The organism is Pedobacter sp. HDW13 (assembly GCF_011303555.1).
GTDB lineage: Bacteria > Bacteroidota > Bacteroidia > Sphingobacteriales > Sphingobacteriaceae > Pedobacter.
Window position 1 is genome coordinate 2,122,826 of the sequence record NZ_CP049868.1, and the last position, 19,242, is coordinate 2,142,067.

Sequence of the window (19,242 nt, forward strand, 5' to 3'; positions counted from 1 at the left end):
ACAATGAAAAATAAAATAAAAAAGCCGGCATTTAGCTACCCACTGGCAGCCCTTTTAATAGTGGCCTTAGTGGCAGTTTTTTCTTGCAATAAAGAACTGGCCGATAAAAAAGACTTCTCTAACAATACCGGCGGCGAGGTAGCGGATGCCCAAAAGCAAAAAGTATTGTACATAATTGTTGATGGTGCACGTGGCGAATCTATTTTCAAATCGCCTACGCCCAACCTCTCGCGCATGATTAAGACTGGCATGTTTACCATCAATTCCGTATCGGATGAAAATGGCTTAAATTCCACTTCATGGGCAGATATGCTTACGGGCTATGATAAAACCAAGCATAAGGTGATTAGCGAAGATTTTGCGAACAACAAACTCACTGATTACCCTATGTTTTTTAAACGTGTTAAAGATAACACTGCGTTAAGAACAGCTGCATTTAGCATTTCGCAAAGCTTAAGCAGTAAGCTCATTAGCAATGCCGATGTAAACAGCACTTTTGCTACCGATGAGGCCGTAAAAACAGCCACCTTAACCGAGCTGGCCAATAACGATGCCGCAGTGGTACTGGCCGAGTTTCAGGGTGTAGATAAAGCCGGTGCACAATATGGCTACGATGCCAGCGTGCCTCAGTATGCCGCAGCCATCACCAATATTGACACCTATATTGGTGAGCTAAATAATGCCATTAAGGCCCGCGCCAGTTTTAGCAAAGAAAACTGGCTTATTGTTATTGCCTCCAACAAAGGCGGAAATTATCCGGTTATTCCTGCTTTAATGGATCAAACCCTGTACAGTAAGCCCTTGTTAAACAGCTTTGTGATTCTGTATAATCCTATTTTCAAATCGACCATTTACAACAAACCTACCAACCTAAATTCCCTTCCCTATTATGGAAGTTATGGTAAACTAAGTGGCGATACGCTTGCCAGCGTTGATGCAGTCAAATCGAACGCATACAATTTTGGTACCACCGGAGAATATACTGTAGAATTTAAGTTAAAAGTGCAGGCTTTCGGCACACTCAATGCACCCATTTTCTTTAAAACATCGAGCCCTGCCAACGCTACTACCGGCTGGTGGATTATCCACAACGGATCGAACGGTACCTGGCGCCTGGGTGGTCTGGCTTCGGCAGCAATAGCTACCCCTACAACCAAAGCTATGGAAGTTAATACCTGGTACAATATTGGGTTTAAGGTCTATTTCGTGGGTACAGTCAGGTATGTGCAGCTCTACCAGGATGGCGATCCGGTTGGGCCAGCTACAGTAATAACCGGTAGAAATGCGAACAACAGCGAGCCTTTAGTGGCAGGCTACCGTTCTGGTTATGGTAATAGTGCAACACAGTTTATAACCGACGTCAGGATTTTTAATGCGGCTGTTCCCGATGCTATCATTAAAGATTTTGCCTGTCAGGTAGATTTAGATAGCCGACATCCAAACTATAATAACCTAATCGGTTATTGGCCATCCCTAAATGGTGCCGGCACTTTAGTAAAAGATTACAGTAAATCGAAAAACGATTTTGTTTTTCAGAAAAGCCCGCAGTGGATAAACTTCGAAGATTACGACAGTAAATTTTGCATCAAACCAACCCCCGAACTTTATCAAAAAGTTCCAAGGGGTATTGATATACCGAGGTTTATTCTGGGTTGGCTAAACATCAATGCAACTGGCTTTAACCTCGATGGGAAAGTTTGGACGCCTATTTACAATAATATTTTAAAATAACCAAGGCCATGAAAAGTAAACATATAACAGTTTTAACTTCTGCTTGTGCTGCGCTTTTGCTGCTTACACAGGCCTGCAAAAAAGATTACGGCTACGCTTTCGAAGATGGCTATAGTAAAACAGAGGTAATAGATACCTTTGGCAATCAGGAACTCGATACTTCCAAATACAAGATAGACCGCTCGCAGTTTAATCTGGCCAGGGTTTTCCCGGGTTTGGTATCCATTACCGAGCTGCGGCTAAAAAACACCAAAGTAACACTCGATTTCGATTTTGTATACGCAAACAATGCCAATTTAAGAATTTCAGTACCGCCGCAAGGCTGGTTTAGCACGGGGATGTACGCTCCCGCTGGCGAGCTGATTCAGGTCGATGTTCCTTCCGGAGAATATGGTATGACTGCGCAGATTGGTGCCTGGGATGATGACCTGACCAGCCTGCAAACCAAACTCAGGGCACCGGTTATTTACAGCCGCCATACCCTGGCACCGGGCAAAAACCTTATCCGTAACCTGTATGGTGGTCAGGTTTACATTATCCCACCAAGGGCACTGGGCCGCAAGGTAGAATTCACTTTTACCGGAACGGTTAAATCGCCCGATTTTGTACTGGGCCAAACTACCGATGAGGAATGGAAGGCCATGATTGCCAAAACTACCGTGCCCTTTTTCGAGCTGCGTGGCAAGCGGATCATTTTTACTTTACCGCTATCGCGTTTAGCCAAATTCCCGATTGCCAGCCCAACCGCTTTAATGCAAACCTGGGATGAGCAGATTCTGCACTGCTACTGGGAATGGTATGGCTTATCAGAAAATGCCGCCGATGCCCGCGACTTAAACCCAATGTTGCCATGGCGCATTGTACACGATATTCAACCATCAGTGGGTGCACAACATAGCGGCTACCCGGTAGTAGCGATGGCCAACGACAACTATTTTCAGCAGGCGGTAACCCTGAGTGGCGTTATTGGCCAAAACTGGGGTACTTACCACGAGCTTGGGCACAATATGCAGATGAACAATACCTGGAACTTTGATGGCAATGGAGAAGTATCAAACAACATTTTCTCGCTCAAAGTAACCAAATACCATGGCTACAAACACAGCAATTACAAGCGGTTAATGACTGCTGCGCTGGCTTTTGTGAGTCCTACCGGCACCAAATCTTACGCCAATGCATCAGAAGATGCCAAATTGGGCATGTTTATCCAGTTAATGGAGCGCTACGGTTTTGAGTTTATTACCTACTTAACCACCGAAGCACGCCATGCCCGGTTTACCTCATCGAGCAACCAGGATAAGATCGATTTCTTTTACGAACGTTTATCCGAATTTACCAAAACCGATATGGAGCCTTTTTTAACCAAATGGGGCATTACGGTAAGTGCCGTTTCCAAAGCTAAAATTTTAGCCAAATATCCCTTGTTAACAGAGGCGGTTTGGTTATCAGATCCAAGTTAATTCATCCAAAAAACATAAAATAAACCAACAATGAAGAATTATCCGTTTAGTTTAAAAAAATACAGTACGCTTGCTATTCTGCTGCTGTGTGCCGTTATTTTTGGTTGTAAAAAATATTACGATCCACCGGCCGTTTTCGAGAAACAGGAAATTGTTTCGGTAAAGAAAAGAAAGGTTTTGCTAATTGGTATCGATGGCACAACCGGCGAAGACATGAAAAAAATTATGCCGCCTGTTATCGCTTCCATACTACCCAACAGTAAGTATTCGTGGCAGAGCAGGAGCGATGCACCTGTGAGCGATGCAGGTACCTGGAAAAATATCATGACAGGTATTGCCACCATCCACAAAATACAGGACAGCACTTTTATCGTACCCGAAAGTGCCAGCGAACACGATGCTGTTGTAGAATATCCATCGTTAATTGAACGCTTGCAGGCCACCCCAAAAATGCGTTATTCGGTAGCCATTTCACCATGGAAAACCCTGGTAGATCGTTTGCTGCTTTATGCCGATGAGCCAATTGCTGTAAACAACGATGCTGCCGCAGCCGATACCGCCGTGAAGAAAATTGGCATCAACAAAGCCGATTTGATTGTGGTAAATTTTAACCAGGTAAACCAGGCCGGATTGAAATACGGTTACTCGGCCGATGTGCCCGAATATAAAGCTGCCGTAACACAGGTTGATACCTATATTGGCAAATTACTGGAAGCTGTTAAAGCCCGTAAAACCTATAACAATGAAGAGTGGCTGGTGGTTATTACTTCTAACCACGGCGGCTATAACAAAGGCTTTACCAGCCAAACCGAACGCGAGCGCAACTCGTTTAACATTTATTATCACCCCGCTTTTAAGAAAGTAGAAATTGATAATGTGCCTTTAACCGATGGCTTTTTATTTCCGGCGGCTAAAGCCGTTACAGACGTAAAAGCAGTACTGGCTTCTGCCAATGCAGCGCTTTACGATATAGGAACTACGGGCGATAAAACCATGCAGCTAAAAGTGCAAGTAAAATCAACAGGTGGTGCAAATGCCCATGCGGTAATCCTGTCTAAATTAAATACTTCTTATGGCACGGTAAATGGCTGGGAATTTATGGTAGAACTGAGTGCAACAGCAACTCGTAGATTCAGGGTAGTAATGGGTTATAACAGTTCTACACTAATTTATGTATATGCACCCGCTAATTTCGATCTCAATAAGTGGTATGCCGTTACGTTAAAAATTTATACAGATGCCGGCAAAAGAATGGCGGTCCTTTATGTAGATGGGGTACCTGGAGCCGCGGTAGATATTACCGGCCGTAATATTGGTACAGTACCTTATGATTTGATTCTAGGTAACATTAACTCGGCTGTAAGCACCTCTTCTTATGCCGTAAACGATATTGCCATTTACAATAAAGCGCTTTCAGATGATGAAATTAAAAACTTTACCTGCAGTGATGGGATAAAAACCACCGATGCCAGCTATGCAAGTTTAATTGGCTATTGGCCATGTAAACAGGTAAATGGCACCAAATTGCTCAATCAGACTCCTGCAGCTGTAGGCAAAGACCTGATTTTAGGAGGCAACGGCGGCTCATGGACAGCCTTCGAGAAATCAATCTGTAATGCAACTGCTCCATCAGGCAATACCATTATGGCAGTGTCCAATTCAGATATCGCTTCGCAGATTATCTATTGGTTTGGGGTAAACATAAACGACTCCTGGAAACTGAACGGAAAATCGTGGTTGAAACTGTATGAGGTAGAGTTTTATAAATAATAGCGCGAACAACGATTAGAAATAGATTTCAAATCAAAAACTAAGTGGTGAATCGTCCCTTCTTTGGGTAAACCGGTTCACCACTACTAAAAAATATATAGATGAAACACAAATACTATATTATAATCCTGGGTATTGCTTTGTGCTTTGCTGCCTGTAAAAAGTTTGCAAACGAAGCTTTTAACAATACAACTACCCAAAAGGAAACCTTAGCCGTAAAAGTGATTAATGACGATGACCAGTTGCCTGTGGCAGGAGTTAAAGTTATTATCAGTCGCCAAACCGAGGCATCGGGGGTATATACGCAGGTAGATACCATCCGAACAGATAAAGATGGTCAAATAAGCACCAAATTACCCTATCCCAATAATATTAAAGTTGAAGTAGATACCACATATTATCACAAAGGTGAGCAAGCGCTTTATTTTAACAGTGCTGCAAATGTGGTTTTGCATACTACACCTAAGTATGGTATGGCGCCATTAAACATAGCCGTTAAAGACGAGCTTAATGCTGGTATTTCCAATTTCCCCATGTTAATTGATACCAAAGCACCCGGAGCCGACACTTATACTTCCACCGGAGGTTTGGAACATGCAGGCACTAACGGACAGTTGATCGTTTCGTTACCTTATCCAAATGCGGTAAGGGTAATCGTGGGCGATACCATGAAGTACTTTCCTGACACCCTAAAAACAGCACTTAAAAATGTAAGGGGGGAGACTGTTAATTTAACTGCAAAGCTTAAACCAACAACTGTACCTTTAGAGGTTACGGTGTTAGATAAAGACAATAGCACATTGTTGCCCGGTATTGATATTGTTGTACTCCAAAAATTAACCGGTGAAACTGATTTCAAAGCTATTGGCCTGACAGGCACAACGGGCAGTAATGGAAAATTAATTTTGAATGCTCCTTATGAGGGTGAGGTAAAAATTAAAACAACCGATCCAGCGTTCTTCTCCCCCGATTCTGCAATTACGCGCATGGCCTATGCCCAAAACCGGAGCATAACTTTGCGATCTAAAAAACTTACCCCAAAAGCACCTGTGGATGTGCTGGTCTACGATCAGTCAAACAATCAGATTTTACCCGGCGTAACGGTTAACGTAAGTTCAAAAATCACGGGCGAAACTGCATTTAAATTAGATACAACAGCCGTTACCGACGAGAACGGAAAGCTGAGTGTCCGCGTCCGTTTTTCGGGTGATATGAAATTTGAAGTGCTTAACGATACCTATTTTGCTTCCAATGCCATTACTGCAACAAACACCGGTTCGGCAGCTAAACAGGTTAGTTTACCCTTAACCGTTAAAACCGCCGCATATCCGGAGCCTGTACTTACAACTTTGATGGTGAGTTCGCTTACATTAAACAACGGAATTACTTTAAATGCTCCAACCGATGTAGCCAACGATAAGCGGGGCAACATTTACATTTGCGATCAGAATAACAACCGCATAATACGCGTAAGCAGAAATGGGAATACCACTGTTTTAGCCGGAAGTGCTACAGCAAGTAGCGTTGACGGGACCGGAACAGCGGCTACATTTAACAAACCAAAAGGTATGGTAATTAACCAGGCTGGAACCGAGTTGTATGTAACCGAATATTCGGGCAATAAAGTAAGAAAAATAACCATTAATCCAACCAACATGACCGCCGTTGTAACTACCATTGCAGGTAGCGGGGCAGCAGGTACTGCAGATGCAGTTGGAACAGCAGCTACATTTACTAATCCTAGCGGGATTGATTTAGATGAGGCAGGTGGTGCATTATACCTGTCAGATTTATCGGCCAGCACATCAGTCGGCAGGATTCGCAAAATAGCATTAAGTACCAATACCGTTAGCACACTTGGTACAGCAACCATATATGCGCCAAATGCAATTGCGCTAAATCCTAGTAAAACATCACTTTACTTAGGTTCATTCGGAAATACCTTTGGATCTACTGAAAGTTATCTCTTCAGAGTTACGGTTTCATCAGGTGCCAGAACCGTATTAAAACAAACAAAAACCACCAATTTTAACGACCCTTCCGGAATATTCATTAGTCCTGCCGGAGTAATTTTTGTTTGTAGTGAGAAAGCACATTCTATAGCAAGAGTAACAAGTGAAGTAACTACGAATTCAATATTCGGTTTACTAGCCGGATCAGGTACTGATGATAGTATAACAGGCGTTAATGCAGTTACAGGTACTGCAGGAAATGTTGATGGCCCCGCTGCCATTGCCAGATTTAACCTGCCCTGGGCTATAAAATACAATGCACATGCAGGTAGTTTCCTCATCGCGGATCAGGGAAACAACAAAATCCGGATAATGAAATCCAGCACCATTAATTAGAAACTAAAGAATGAGCCCCTAGTGGCTTCTAAACAAATTGCAAAAGAGGCTGTTCTCCAGTAAAAGATGATGTGCCCCAAAAAGTTTTTGTCTAACTTTTGGGGTTCACTTCAAGAGAGCAGCCTCTTTTTTTTGAACGGTGTTAAGATTTCTCCTTTTCTATCAAGAGAAAAGTAAGAGCCCGCGGCGGTGAGCGGAGGAAAGCCTGTGCCTACACTAGCTAAAGCATTAAGATTCCCGCATACGCGGGAATTACGATTAGCGAATGGGAAAGACGATTGCGGGGTAAAGGTGGTGCGCTCCTTTGATCCGGACACCCCTTGCATAGCCGTCACCCCTGAACTTGTTTCAGGATCTCTTCTTAAGTAAGACAAACAATTGAGAGATGCTGAAATAAATTCAGCATGACGGATTGGGTTTTTCTGCACCCTACTACCCAAACCTACTCCTTCCCCTTCTGATTACTCAAATAAACCTTAGGTGTATAACCAAACTGTTTCTTATACTCACGGCTAAAATACTTCGGATCGTTAAAGCCTACCAAATGCGCCACTTCCGAAACATTATAAACCCTGCCTTCCAATAAAACTGCGGCCTTTTTTAAGCGGATCGATTTCACAAAATCGTTAACCGATAAATCGGTAATGGCCCTTATTTTCTTATACAACACCGGCTGACTCATACCTATTTCGCGGGCCAGTTCCTGCACGCCAAAATGCTGATCGCTTAAGCGCTCTTCAATGCATTTGGTAATCTTAAGCATAAATTTATGGTCAACCACATTAATGGTGACATCCTGCGGATCCAGATTAGCCTGCTCGCCAAACTTGCGGCGCATGTTAGCCCGCGACTGCAGCAAATTGCGCACATTCAGCAACATCAGTTCAATACTGAAAGGTTTGGTAATGTAGCTGTCGGCTCCGGTTTCGAGCCCATCTACCTGCTGCGATTGCGACACCCGGGCGGTTAACAAAATCACGGGGATATGTGCCGTACGCTCGTCGGTTTTAAGCTTGCGGCATAAATCAAGTCCGTTCATTACCGGCATCATTACATCGCAAATCACCAGATCAGGTAACTGCTCGCTGGCCAGCTCCCAACCCAGCTGTCCGTTTTCGGCTTCTAAAATCTGGTAGTTTAGCCCCACAGTATTACGCAGCAACTGTCTGATTTCTGGATTATCTTCTACCAGTAAAATCGTCTCCTTAAAAGTCTGTTTCGGGCTCAATGTACCCACTGCAACATCGGGCACCGGCATAGGTACCACATAGGTAGTGCTTTCCTGTCCGTCGGCAGCCGGTTCATAAGGCTCAAGCTGCTCCACCCAGCTACCGTCTTTTTTCAAAATTACCGTAAAACAGGTATTACCAGCCTGTGCATCACTTTCCGGAATGCTGGCCATTAACAGCTCGCCGTTATGCGCGGTTACAATGCTCTTAGATAAGGCCAGGCCAATACCCGAACCAATGTGTACAAAACCCGGACTATTTACCTGGAAAAAATCGCTAAAAAGTTTGCTGGTACTGCTTTCCGGAATCCCGATTCCATTATCGCGTACCTCAATCTGTACTTCATTTTTGCTTTCTTTAATGCTTACACTAATGGAGCCCTTATCGCGGGTAAATTTAAAGGCATTCGAAAGCAGGTTAAAACACACTTTCTCCATCTGTAATTTATCAAACCAGATGGCTATTGGTTGCCCATCCGATTCGAAATGATATGCAATATTGCGGCTTTCGGCCAGCTGTTCAAAAGCATTGAAAATTTCGCGTAAAAACAGTACCACGTCCTGTTGCTGTGGTTGCAGTTTCAGGTTGCCTGTTTCTGTTTTCCTGAAATCCATCAGTTCGGTTACCAGTTGCATTAAACGATCGGCATTGCGCTTAATCGGCAAAATCTGGTTATTAATCACCGGCAGGTCTTTAGTGCTCTTAAGCAGGTTTTCCAGCGGACCTAATATCAGTGTAAGCGGCGTTCTGATTTCGTGCGACACATGCGTAAAAAACCTGAGCTTTACCCGCTGTACATCCTCTGTTCTTTTTAACAATGCCCGCACAAAGAGGTAACGCACAATGAGAAAAAGCATGGCCAAAAACAGCAAAAGGTAAAACAAATAAGCCCACCAGCTGGCCCAAAAGGCTGGCCGCACCCTAATTTGAATGGTAGCCACCTCAGCTCCCGGAATGCCATCGTTATTGGTACCCCTAACCATAAAACGGTAATTACCGGCAGGTAAATTGGTGTAGCTGGCACTGGGTGTGGCCATATCGTTCCACCCACGATCAAAACCTTCTAAAAAATAGGCGTATTTGTTCTTATCGGGTTTTACAAAGTTAAGCAGCGCAAACTCGATGGTAAAATTATTCTGGTCGTGGTTAAAAGTAAGCCTTTGGCCCGTATTAATTTCTTCGGCCAGTTTTCCATCCTTTTCGCTTACATACTGGTTAAACAATTTCAGGCCCGTAAAAATCAGTGGCGAAGCATAGTTGTTCAGCTCAATTTCGCGGGGATAAAAAGAAGTGAGGCCATTTATACCGCCCATAAATATCTCGCCCCGGCTATCGATAAAATAAGACCGTGCATTAAACTCATTACCCGCCAACCCGTCGCTTTTGGTATAATTCCTAAACCTGCCCGTTGCGGGGTTCAGTTCAGAAAGGCCATTGGCTGTACTTAGCCATAAATTATGGCTGGCATCTTCAACTATCCCCAGTACATTGTTGTTAATCAGCCCGTTCTTTTCCTGAAAGGTTTTAAATGTTTTGGTTTTAGGGTTATAAATGCTCAAGCCACCAAAGTAAGTTCCGATCAGCATTTCGCCCGCACTGTTTTCGGTAATGCAGTTAATGTAATCAGATTGCAGTTTATTGCTTTTGCCCTCGTTTTTATGGAAAACCGTCAGTACCCCTGTTTTAATGTTGTACTGGTACAGGCCGGTGTTGGTACAAATCCAAAGGTCGCCGCGACTGTCTTCAAATATATTGAGGATAATTTTTTTGAGCAGGTAACGGTTTAAAATACTCTTGGTAGTATGTGTTGGGTATTTGCCGCTTTTTCTGGTCAGGGTCGATAATCCGTTTTGCGAACCAATCCAGATGGTACCGCGCCGGTCTACTTCGAGCGCCAGAATTTCGGCAGTACCCACTGCCCCTAACGCATCGCGTACATTTTTAATGTGCTGCGCCTTACCCGTTTTTGGATCAAAAATGTTCAGTCCTCCGCGGTGTGCACCGATAATAATTTTATCGCTGTTGGGGCCTTCCTTCTTCATGATCTTAATCAGGTTCGAACTGATGCTCAGCGAATCGGTAGAATTACTTTTATAGTTCTTAAAAGTCTTGGTTTTGCGGTTGTAATAATTCAGTCCGCCACCCTCAGTAGCTATCCACAGGTTGTGCTGGGCGTCTTCGAGTACCGAGCTCAGCACATTGCCACTAATGCTGGGCATAAACCTGCTGTTGCGGTAAACTTTAAACCGGGTAGCAATGGGCGATACCATATTAACCCCGCCAAAGTAAGTCCCAATCCAAACGTTCTGATTTTTATCGGCAAAAATGTTATGAATAGAATTGTGGCTAATGGTACTCGCAATTTCCGGATCGTGCTGATAACTGGTAAAAGTTTCCTCCTCAGGATTCAGGATACTCAGGCCATCTTGTGTGCCTACCCACAAAAGCCCTTATGCTCCATAATTTCCCTAATGTCGCTATGGATAATCGAATTAGGGTTTCGATTGTCGTGTTGAAAAACCCGCAGGCTGTTATGCAACACATCAAACTTACACAGGCCGTTGCTGGTACCCATCCAAATATTCCCTTTTACATCGGCTGCTATAATTGTAATATAATTAGAAGGCAGAGGAGATGGAAAGCTTACTTTTTTATATTGAAACTTGCCATTACGCAGGCTCGCCAGCACTATTCCGTTTCCCGTTCCTATCCAAAGATTACCGTTTTTATCCTGGCAGATGCTGTAAATACTGTTTACCGGATCGCCAGCCTTTGTACTGAAACGAAAAGTTTTGAATTGGTTTTGCTCGCGGTTTACCAGTAAATTTAATCCGTTTAAAGTGCCTACCCAGACATTTTTATCCCGATCCTGGTAAATGGCCTCCACATTGTTGCTGCTCAGGCCTTTGATCCGCAAAAAGGAATCGTTCGGGGTTTGGTACCGGTTTAATCCACTGGTGGTACCTACCCACAGCACCCCTTTGGCATCGGTTAACAGCGAAGTAACTTCTCCGCCCGAAATACTGGCTGGGTTTTTAACTTCGTTTTTATAAATTTTAAAGCGATAGCCATCGTAACGGTTAAGGCCCTGGCGCGTGCCAAACCACATAAAACCCGTACTATCCTGGGCAATGGCCATTACCGAATTTTGCGACAGGCCATTTTCGACTGTGAGGTTTGAAAAAGAAACAGCAAGCTGGCCCCTTGCCGAAAAAAAAGTAAGGGAAATTAACAGGCCAAGCAACAGCCTAACAGGCTTATCACATCTCATATTCAATTTTGTAGGTTCAAGTTAGTTAGCTATCCAATAAATATAGGAAGATGATTGCTTTCCTGAGTGTTATCGAAGGATTTTAGCACGATATTACGGATTTTTCTACCCTTTCTTTTAGAATCTTCGTCTTTTTTTCATGGATAATACACCAAATTTGATCAATACAAATGGTTGCAACTTATTGGCCAGTGGCTTAGCCTGCCAAAAACAACGCAGCCATACCAAACAAGAAAAGAGTTAGTTGATCAATAGCCGGGATAAGTGGGCCACCCGTTGTGCCCACTTATAAGCCGGCAACTTAGCCCCCTTACACCATCATTTAACCAGGATGGTCATTTTCCATTCTAAATAACCCTCAGCATATGCCGTCCCAAAACACAAATAATTCTCTTTCAAATCCTTTAAAAAACGCTGTCGACATCAGAATGCTCGAACCTATTATTTTTTATTCGGGTAAGCACGATGAACTGCAAATCCATTTAAAAGAAGCCCTTAATGGCGAACTGATTATTAAATCGTTAAACACGGCCATGCTCGAAATTAAGGCCGTAATGATGGCCGATACTGATGCCCCCTAAACTGGAAACAGAATAAAGAATGCCTGAAAATCGTATTTGATGGAGAATTGAAACCTGTTGAAGGGAATACGAATAGTGTGATAAAGGTGGTGTTTTAAGATTAGCGCATGGGTAGTCCCGTTATCGTCACCCTGAACTCGTTTCAGGGTCTCTCTTTAACTAACGCAAACAATTGAGAGATGCTGAAATAAATTCAGCATTACTGTATAGAATAAGATTGCGACCTACAGGTGCGGGAATGACGATCACCTCGCAGTTCCGACTAACCCAGGAGAGATACTTCGCTGCGCTCAACATGACAAAGCGAGAAAGGAATGACGATCCAGGTATATCCAAAACGTTACCAAAGCACCCATCACTTTAGAATTTTCTACCCCATCCCTTAGGATTTTCGTCTTTTTTGAACCTGCAAAAGCACAATTTTGCCAGAACCAATATAAAAAGCCTGCACCCCGGGCTTAACATTAATTAAAATATACCTAAACTATGAAGAGAATACTGTTCAGCATCTGTTTACTGGCTTCGGTGGCAATGGCCCCTGCCCAGCAAGCTGCTGATGAGAAGGAAGCGATGAGAAGCCTGATTGATAAGCAGTTTAAATTTGCGCAAAAACAATATCAGCTTCTGGCTAAAAACACGCCCGACAACCGCATGCCGAAAACTTTTTATGCCAAAAGTAACCGGCTCGAAACCAGCGATACACAATGGTGGTGCAGTGGCTTTTATCCAGGCTCACTCCTTTACATTTACGAATACACCAACGACCAGGCAACCCTGAAAGAAGCCGAAAAACGCCTCGCCATACTCGAAAAAGAAAAGCACTATACCGGAAATCACGATTTAGGTTTTATGATGTTCTGCAGCTTTGGCAATGCTTACCGTATTACCGGCAAGGCCGAGTACAAACCTACTATCGATACAGCAGCAGCTTCACTGGTTACACGTTACCGCCCTCAGGCAAAAGTGATCCAGTCGTGGAATAGCAATAAACAATGGAAAGGTCCTGTAATTATCGATAACCTGATGAACCTAGAGCTCCTGGCCTGGGTAACAGATCATGGCGGCGATCCGAAATACAAGGAAATTGCCATTCACCATGCCGATACTTCGTTGAAAAACCATTTCCGCTCCGATTACAGTTCATACCATGTGGTTGATTACGACATGACCACCGGTAAAGTATTGAAAAAAGGAACTGCCCAGGGTGCATCAGACGAGTCGGCCTGGAGCCGTGGGCAGGGTTGGGCCCTGTATGGTTACGCCATGATGTACCGTTTTACCAAAAACAAACGCTATTTAGAGCAGGCCAAAAACATTGCCCGTTTCATTATCAATAACCCCAATATGCCTGCTGATCAGGTTCCTTACTGGGATTTTAACGCTCCGGGAATCCCGAATACTTATCGCGATGCCTCGGCCGCAGCCGTTATTGCCTCGGCTTTATTAGAACTGGGTCAGTACAGCAGCAAAAGCGAGCAAAAATTATTTGTGGGCGAAGCACGCAAAATGATTGTTTCACTTTCTTCGGAAGCTTACAGTGCCAAACCGGGCCAAAATGGGGGGTTCCTGCTTATGCACAGCACCGGGGCACTGCCGCTTAAATCAGAAATCGATGTGCCATTAAGCTACGCCGATTATTACTATCTTGAGGCGCTGATGCGCTATAAAAACTGGTATTTATAACCCACAATATGGAAAGAAGAAAATTTATAGGAGCCTTATCCTTAACCGGAGTATTCGGAATAGTTAATCCTAAAACAGTACTCTCGGCTACAGCCAAGGAGACTCCCGCACGCTTAAAAAACGACCGCGAATACTGGTACAAACTTTTATATAAAATTGCCAGTCCGGTGGTTTCCAATCTGGCCAACGGAACCCTGGTTAAAAACATGCCTTTAATTACCGCGCCCAAATTCGATTCGCGCTCTCCTACAGTATCGTACCTCGAAGCAGTAGGCCGTACTTACGCGGGTATTGCACCCTGGCTGGCCCTGCCCGACGATGAAACTGCAGAAGGTATTTTAAGGAAAAAACTACGTTTGCAGGCCGTTCAGGGTTTAGATAATTGCTTTGCGCCCAACAGTCCCGATAAACTGAATTTTACTAAAGATTATCAGCCCATTGTAGATGCAGCCTATCTGGCTCAAACCTTTTTAAGGGCACCAAAAGCCATATGGGAACCATTAAAAGCCGAAACTAAGCAGGCCATTGTGGCCGCTTTTAAATCGTTGCGTAACCGCAAACCTTTTAAAAATAACTGGTTACTGTTTGGTTCTATTACGGAAGCCTTTTTACTCTCTATTGGCGAGCAACACGATGAAGCCCGTCTGAACGAAGGCGTAGATGCGCTTACCGGCTGGTACAAAGGCGATGGTTGGTATGGCGATGGGCCAAACCTGACTTTTGATTATTATAACTCTTTCGTAATTCACCCGATGATGGTTGATACTTTGGCCATTATGCTGGATAACAAACTGGTAAAACAAGAGCGTTACGACCTAGCTTTAAAACGCATGCAGCGTTATGTGGTAGGGCAGGAGCGGATGATTTCGCCCGAAGGCACTTACCCCCCATTGGCCGTTCCATTACTTACCGCACAGGGGCTTTCCAGGCTTTAAGTCAGGTTGCTTTAATGCATAAACTACCCGATACCATTAAACCGGCACAGGTACGTTCGGCACTAACCAAAGTGAAACAGAATTTATACGATATACCTGGTACATTCGATGCCAAAGGCTGGTTACAACTGGGCTTCTGTGGTCACGACCCTGAGATTGCCGACTACTATACCTCTACAGGTAGTTTGTATATGGCTACGCTCTCGTTCCTGCCGTTGGGATTACCGGCCAGCGATGAGTTTTGGGCTGCACCCGCGGCAGACTGGACCGCAAAAAAGGCCTGGGCAGCAAAACCCTTCCCGAAAGATTATCATGTAGATTATTAAAATATACAAGTTATTGCAATAAGGTTAGTTCATCCTTTTACGGAAAGAACTAACCTTATGTGTTTTAGCAGGCTTCAATCGCCGCTCATTAACGATGGTGCCCACATCGGCGCCACCCTGAACTTCCGTCCGGTCGGTCGGACGGGTGTTTTTAGGCTCTTTTCTTAACTAATGTACATTTGAGAGATGCTGAAATAAATTCAGCATGACGGATTGGGTTTCTCTGCACCCTGCTATCCGGCATAGGAGATCACAGCCAGAAACCCTTCGGGAAAGCTCACACCTCTACAATCAACTCCTTATTACTCTTAAGTTGTTTATAGATTTGTTTTGTGTCAGACATTTATATTCGTGCAATTAGTAATTCCAATTTAAACAACTGATATTACAGGTATATTTTGTTTTAATGGGTTTGCCCAAAATTTGAGGTGCCTCCCAGCACTCCATGGTTAACAGCTTCCTTTTGACTAACTGTTTACAAGTAATGGAAAGATTTTCTTCCGGAAATATTACGTCTTTTACCTGTCCGTTCTCGTTTATACTCAAAATCATCTTTAATCGGGTAGGCAAACGCCCAACCTTTGGTTCGTCCGTACATTCCCAAAGTATTGGTGTTATTTCATCAGAAAAGTATTTCATTAGCAGTACATTTTTACCTTCCTTATATACAGGGAAGGCTTCTTTTAATGGTTGAGAAATTGACTGTAAGCATAAATGAGTTATTTCAGAACTTTCCAATTGCAAACGGGCCAACGCTACCAATACATTTGCAGAAAGTATCCCCTTAAAATGCTTTGTAAAATAAGTCGTATCTGAATTAATCTGAGTAAAATTAAAAGTAAGACTATCTAAACGTTTCTTTTTCGGAGGGTAGATATGAACTTTAGCACACTTTTTAACAAGTGTTGATGTAGCAGATATCAAAGCTCCTTTGATAAAATCAGGGGTAGCAATAACTTTGTAACCAGTATTTACATCATACCCCGTCAAATCAAGATTGATTATTTGGGTTTTGTACTCATCTATCAAATCATTAAGGTTTTCACTGGCAAAGAATATAGAATCGGCTTGCCTTGAAAGTGCTTCTACACCATAATCGCGAATCTCTGTTAATTGTTTTTTATTTAATGCTACAAAACTTTCATTCGATTGTTCTAAGGAAGCTTGTATTTTCCGGAATGATTGCACTATAGGTGAAGTACAGTTTATAATCAAAAAGCATAATAATATTAGTACGACGAATGATGAGCGTTTCATTTTTTGAAGGTATATAATATCCACAAGAGTAGCAACAGTCCAATTGGCTACTTCTTTAATGAATTACAAAGTCTTTTGAATTGATCAAAGAAAAGATAAATAATAAAAAAGGGCATGTCTCAGTGTTACTTTATCCCATATAAAAAAAGGAAACATCTTTTCACTAATGTTTCCTTCTGTTTATAAAGTACGCCATTTTGTAACCGTTTCTCCCCTTACCCCATTCGGTAAAAGAATTCATCGGCTACAATTTTACCATCTTTTACTTCGTAAACAGCTATTTCGCTCATTTTCATCCGGCCATGTTCCTTATAAGTGGCATCGATATCCATTACGATCGAAAAATGATGTTCGGCAACTATAGGGTCGGTGCAGGTAGCGCTGTGGATTTCCTGTACGCTTTCTTCCCAACGCAGGGTTTTATCCTTTACAGCGGCTTTACCTTCGGTAAGTTCCATGGGCGAACCTTTGGGCTCGCGGCTTACAATATCATCGGCGTAAAGTTCGTCGATGGCCTGATCGTTTTTACCTTCACGGCATAGCTGTACCAGTTGGTCAGCAACTTCTTGTGTGGTCATAATTTTATGTTTTTGGATATTATTCAGACAGTTGAGGCCGGCAAATTGTTTCGCCACAGCAGCAAGCTTAAAAACCAATAATAGCAGGTGTTTGCAATAAATAAGATATAAATTGTACCTTTAGATAACATCGTATGAGGTAAAATGGAGCATGGAAAATGGATATGATCTCCTAAAGGCTTATGAACCATTGCCTATCAACCATACCTCCCAAATGAACCATTGAACTAATAAACCAGTGAACCCTTTAAGCCTGATTTCGGATATAAAACGCGGGGATGAAGATGCCTTTGAGCAAGCCTATAAAAAATGGCGAAGCAAAGGCTATTATTATTTCTTACGCCGTACCGCCTCGGCAGAGGATGCAAAAGATTTACTGCAAACCACCTTTTTAAAACTCTGGCAGTATCGTAGCACTTTAAACAGTGATTATTCGCTCGATCAGCAGTTGTTTCACATTGCCCGTACCGTGTTGATTGATTACATTAGAAAAGCCAATAAACAAAAGGCCAGCCAGGTGAGTATCGAAACCACTGGCGAGGCACAGGGCGAACCCAATTACCAATCGATGGAGTTTGATACGAAGCGCCGCATGCTGCAAATTCTGAATGAAATGCCCGAACTGCGCAAAAAGGTATTTGAGCTGCATAAGCTGGAAGGCTACAGTTACAAAGAGGTAGCGGCCAAATTGGGGATTACAGAAAAAGCGGTAGATAACCATTTGGCCAAAGCGCTTAGAAAGCTTCGCAGCGATTTCCCGCTTCCCCTGTTTCTGCTTATTTTAATGTTAAAATAATTTTTTTCAAAAAAAAGAACAAACCGCGGAGGACTTTCTGCTTTTGCTGCGTATTACCCTATAACAAATTGATATAATGCCCGTAACTGAAGAACTTATAGCGAAATTTTTCATGGAGCAGTGCAGCCCTGCAGAAGCGCAGGCTGTTGCAGGCTACTTAAATGCCCATCCGGCCGTACTGGATAAGTATTTAAACGTAAGCGAATGGAATGCAGCAATAACACATAACGATAAAACAGAATCTTTTTGGGAAGAGATATGGCAGGAAATTAAGTTGCATACCATTACGCAAAGGAGCAGGAGACTTTCGGTTTTAAAGTACGGCATTGCTGCTACTGTTGTTGCAGCCCTGGTTGTTTTTGCCGCGGCATATTTTACACGCGATACCTTAATACGGCAGTCGCAGCAACAGGTAGTGGCTACCTTTGTGCATAAAACAATAAACAACAGCAGCTCTAAAGTTAAAGTAGTTAAAATGCCCGATGGCTCGATTATAGAATTGGCGGCAGGGGCAAAAATAGCATACGATGAACCCTTTCAGCACAATAAACGCGATATTTTACTGGAGGGCGAGGCCTTATTCAGGGTAGCAAAAGATAAAACGAAACCCTTTACCGTGTACAGCGGTCAGCTGGCTACTACCGCATTGGGCACCCGCTTTAAGGTAATTGCAGTACCAACCGCTCCCAAAACGATAGTAGAACTGTTTGAAGGAAAAGTAGTTGTAAAACAGCATGGAAAGGCTGAAACCAACAAACGGAGCTATTATTTATATCCGGGCGATAAGCTTACCTATAACAAATTAAAGACTTCGTTTGATTTAAGCCGTAAGCAGGCGAAAATGACTAAACAACAGCAACACCTGCTTGTATTTGATAAAGTGAACCTATCGGATGTTTTCGATCAGTTGGCCAGTACCTATAACGTACACATACAGTACGCCAACGACGATTTTGAAAAGATGTATTACATTGGCAGTTTTGATCAGTCTGATTCCATACAGCATATTCTGGAGAATATTGTGAAAGTGAACGGGCTTAAACTGATTAGGCCAAACGATAACGAATATATTATTACCCGGTGATAAAAAATAGCGGGGAGACTATGCATGGTTTCTCTGCGCAATTTTAACGTATAATAACCAAAATTGATTATGAGAAACTGTTACACTTACTAACCACCAAACTGCCCTACAGGCCAACAGCACTCCACCATGCTTTAAACCGGGCAAGGGGCTTATCGTACTGATTGAAGATCAGACTATGCCCAAAATGCCA

The 19,242-nt window shown here is 43.1% G+C and carries 12 protein-coding genes and 1 pseudogene; 9 read left to right on the forward strand and 4 right to left on the reverse strand.

Features of this window, described 5'->3' with window-relative positions; genetic code table 11:
• Positions 1-3 precede the first annotated feature (3 nt).
• From G7074_RS08930 to G7074_RS08945, 4 genes are all read left to right on the forward strand, one after another.
• Positions 4-1,731 carry an alkaline phosphatase family protein gene (locus G7074_RS08930; protein WP_124560985.1) on the forward strand — a complete coding sequence of 576 codons (1,728 nt, stop codon included), beginning with the start codon at positions 4-6 and terminating at the stop codon, positions 1,729-1,731.
• An 8-nt stretch (positions 1,732-1,739) separates the two neighbouring features.
• A complete protein-coding gene (locus G7074_RS08935; protein WP_166208048.1) occupies positions 1,740-3,191 on the forward strand; it encodes a M60 family metallopeptidase in 1,452 nt (483 codons plus the stop codon).
• Between the two features lie 30 nt (positions 3,192-3,221).
• Positions 3,222-4,961: an alkaline phosphatase family protein gene (locus G7074_RS08940; RefSeq protein ID WP_124560987.1), complete on the forward strand. Its 1,740-nt coding sequence runs from the start codon at positions 3,222-3,224 to the stop codon at positions 4,959-4,961.
• Positions 4,962-5,062: 101 nt separating this feature from the next.
• Positions 5,063-7,309 carry a hypothetical protein gene (locus G7074_RS08945; RefSeq protein ID WP_124560988.1) on the forward strand — a complete coding sequence of 749 codons (2,247 nt, stop codon included), beginning with the start codon at positions 5,063-5,065 and terminating at the stop codon, positions 7,307-7,309.
• A gap of 442 nt (positions 7,310-7,751) precedes the next feature.
• On the opposite strand, the gene G7074_RS08950 is transcribed toward G7074_RS08945, so the two are convergent.
• Entirely contained in the window at positions 7,752-10,982 is a 3,231-nt protein-coding gene (locus G7074_RS08950; protein ID WP_166208051.1) for a response regulator, read from the reverse strand.
• A complete protein-coding gene (locus tag G7074_RS08955; RefSeq protein ID WP_166208054.1) occupies positions 10,973-11,809 on the reverse strand; it encodes a two-component regulator propeller domain-containing protein in 837 nt (278 codons plus the stop codon). The genes G7074_RS08950 and G7074_RS08955 overlap by 10 nt, the downstream gene beginning before the upstream one ends.
• A 365-nt stretch (positions 11,810-12,174) precedes the next feature.
• Between G7074_RS08955 and G7074_RS08960 the strand changes: the two genes are divergently transcribed.
• The 3 genes and pseudogenes from G7074_RS08960 to G7074_RS08970 all read left to right on the forward strand — a co-directional run bounded on the left by G7074_RS08960 (position 12,175) and on the right by G7074_RS08970 (position 15,334).
• The gene (locus tag G7074_RS08960; RefSeq protein WP_166208057.1) at positions 12,175-12,390 is read left to right on the forward strand and encodes a hypothetical protein; all 216 of its coding nucleotides are present in this window, start codon (positions 12,175-12,177) and stop codon (positions 12,388-12,390) included.
• Between the two features lie 486 nt (positions 12,391-12,876).
• Positions 12,877-14,073 (forward strand): glycoside hydrolase family 88 protein, encoded by a 1,197-nt coding sequence (locus tag G7074_RS08965; protein ID WP_124560991.1) that lies wholly within the window; start codon positions 12,877-12,879, stop codon positions 14,071-14,073.
• 8 nt (positions 14,074-14,081) lie between these two features.
• Positions 14,082-15,334, forward strand: a pseudogene (locus tag G7074_RS08970) (DUF2264 domain-containing protein).
• A 357-nt stretch (positions 15,335-15,691) separates the two neighbouring features.
• Here G7074_RS08970 and G7074_RS08975 read toward each other — a convergent pair.
• Positions 15,692-16,591 carry a hypothetical protein gene (locus tag G7074_RS08975; RefSeq protein ID WP_124560993.1) on the reverse strand — a complete coding sequence of 300 codons (900 nt, stop codon included), beginning with the start codon at positions 16,589-16,591 and terminating at the stop codon, positions 15,692-15,694.
• 215 nt (positions 16,592-16,806) lie between these two features.
• The gene (locus G7074_RS08980) at positions 16,807-17,169 is read right to left on the reverse strand and encodes a nuclear transport factor 2 family protein (protein WP_124560994.1); all 363 of its coding nucleotides are present in this window, start codon (positions 17,167-17,169) and stop codon (positions 16,807-16,809) included.
• A gap of 238 nt (positions 17,170-17,407) precedes the next feature.
• On the opposite strand from G7074_RS08980, the gene G7074_RS08985 reads away from it, so the two are divergent.
• Together G7074_RS08985 and G7074_RS08990 are read left to right on the forward strand one after the other, a co-directional pair.
• Complete coding sequence (locus G7074_RS08985) at positions 17,408-17,965, forward strand: RNA polymerase sigma factor (RefSeq protein WP_124560995.1); 558 nt, start codon at positions 17,408-17,410, stop codon at positions 17,963-17,965.
• A gap of 76 nt (positions 17,966-18,041) precedes the next feature.
• Complete coding sequence (locus tag G7074_RS08990; protein WP_166208060.1) at positions 18,042-19,049, forward strand: FecR family protein; 1,008 nt, start codon at positions 18,042-18,044, stop codon at positions 19,047-19,049.
• The last annotated feature ends 193 nt before the right edge of the window (positions 19,050-19,242 follow it).

What these genes read in the sequence shown, in the direction of transcription:
- G7074_RS08980 (WP_124560994.1), bottom strand. Translation starts at nt 17,169, where the DNA reads ATGACCACACAAGAAGTTGCTGACCAACTGGTACAGCTATGCCGTGAA.
- G7074_RS08965 (WP_124560991.1), top strand. Translation starts at nt 12,877, where the DNA reads ATGAAGAGAATACTGTTCAGCATCTGTTTACTGGCTTCGGTGGCAATG.
- G7074_RS08990 (WP_166208060.1), top strand. Translation starts at nt 18,042, where the DNA reads ATGCCCGTAACTGAAGAACTTATAGCGAAATTTTTCATGGAGCAGTGC.
- G7074_RS08930 (WP_124560985.1), top strand. Translation starts at nt 4, where the DNA reads ATGAAAAATAAAATAAAAAAGCCGGCATTTAGCTACCCACTGGCAGCC.
- G7074_RS08955 (WP_166208054.1), bottom strand. Translation starts at nt 11,809, where the DNA reads ATGAGATGTGATAAGCCTGTTAGGCTGTTGCTTGGCCTGTTAATTTCC.
- G7074_RS08940 (WP_124560987.1), top strand. Translation starts at nt 3,222, where the DNA reads ATGAAGAATTATCCGTTTAGTTTAAAAAAATACAGTACGCTTGCTATT.
- G7074_RS08945 (WP_124560988.1), top strand. Translation starts at nt 5,063, where the DNA reads ATGAAACACAAATACTATATTATAATCCTGGGTATTGCTTTGTGCTTT.
- G7074_RS08975 (WP_124560993.1), bottom strand. Translation starts at nt 16,591, where the DNA reads ATGAAACGCTCATCATTCGTCGTACTAATATTATTATGCTTTTTGATT.
- G7074_RS08935 (WP_166208048.1), top strand. Translation starts at nt 1,740, where the DNA reads ATGAAAAGTAAACATATAACAGTTTTAACTTCTGCTTGTGCTGCGCTT.
- G7074_RS08960 (WP_166208057.1), top strand. Translation starts at nt 12,175, where the DNA reads ATGCCGTCCCAAAACACAAATAATTCTCTTTCAAATCCTTTAAAAAAC.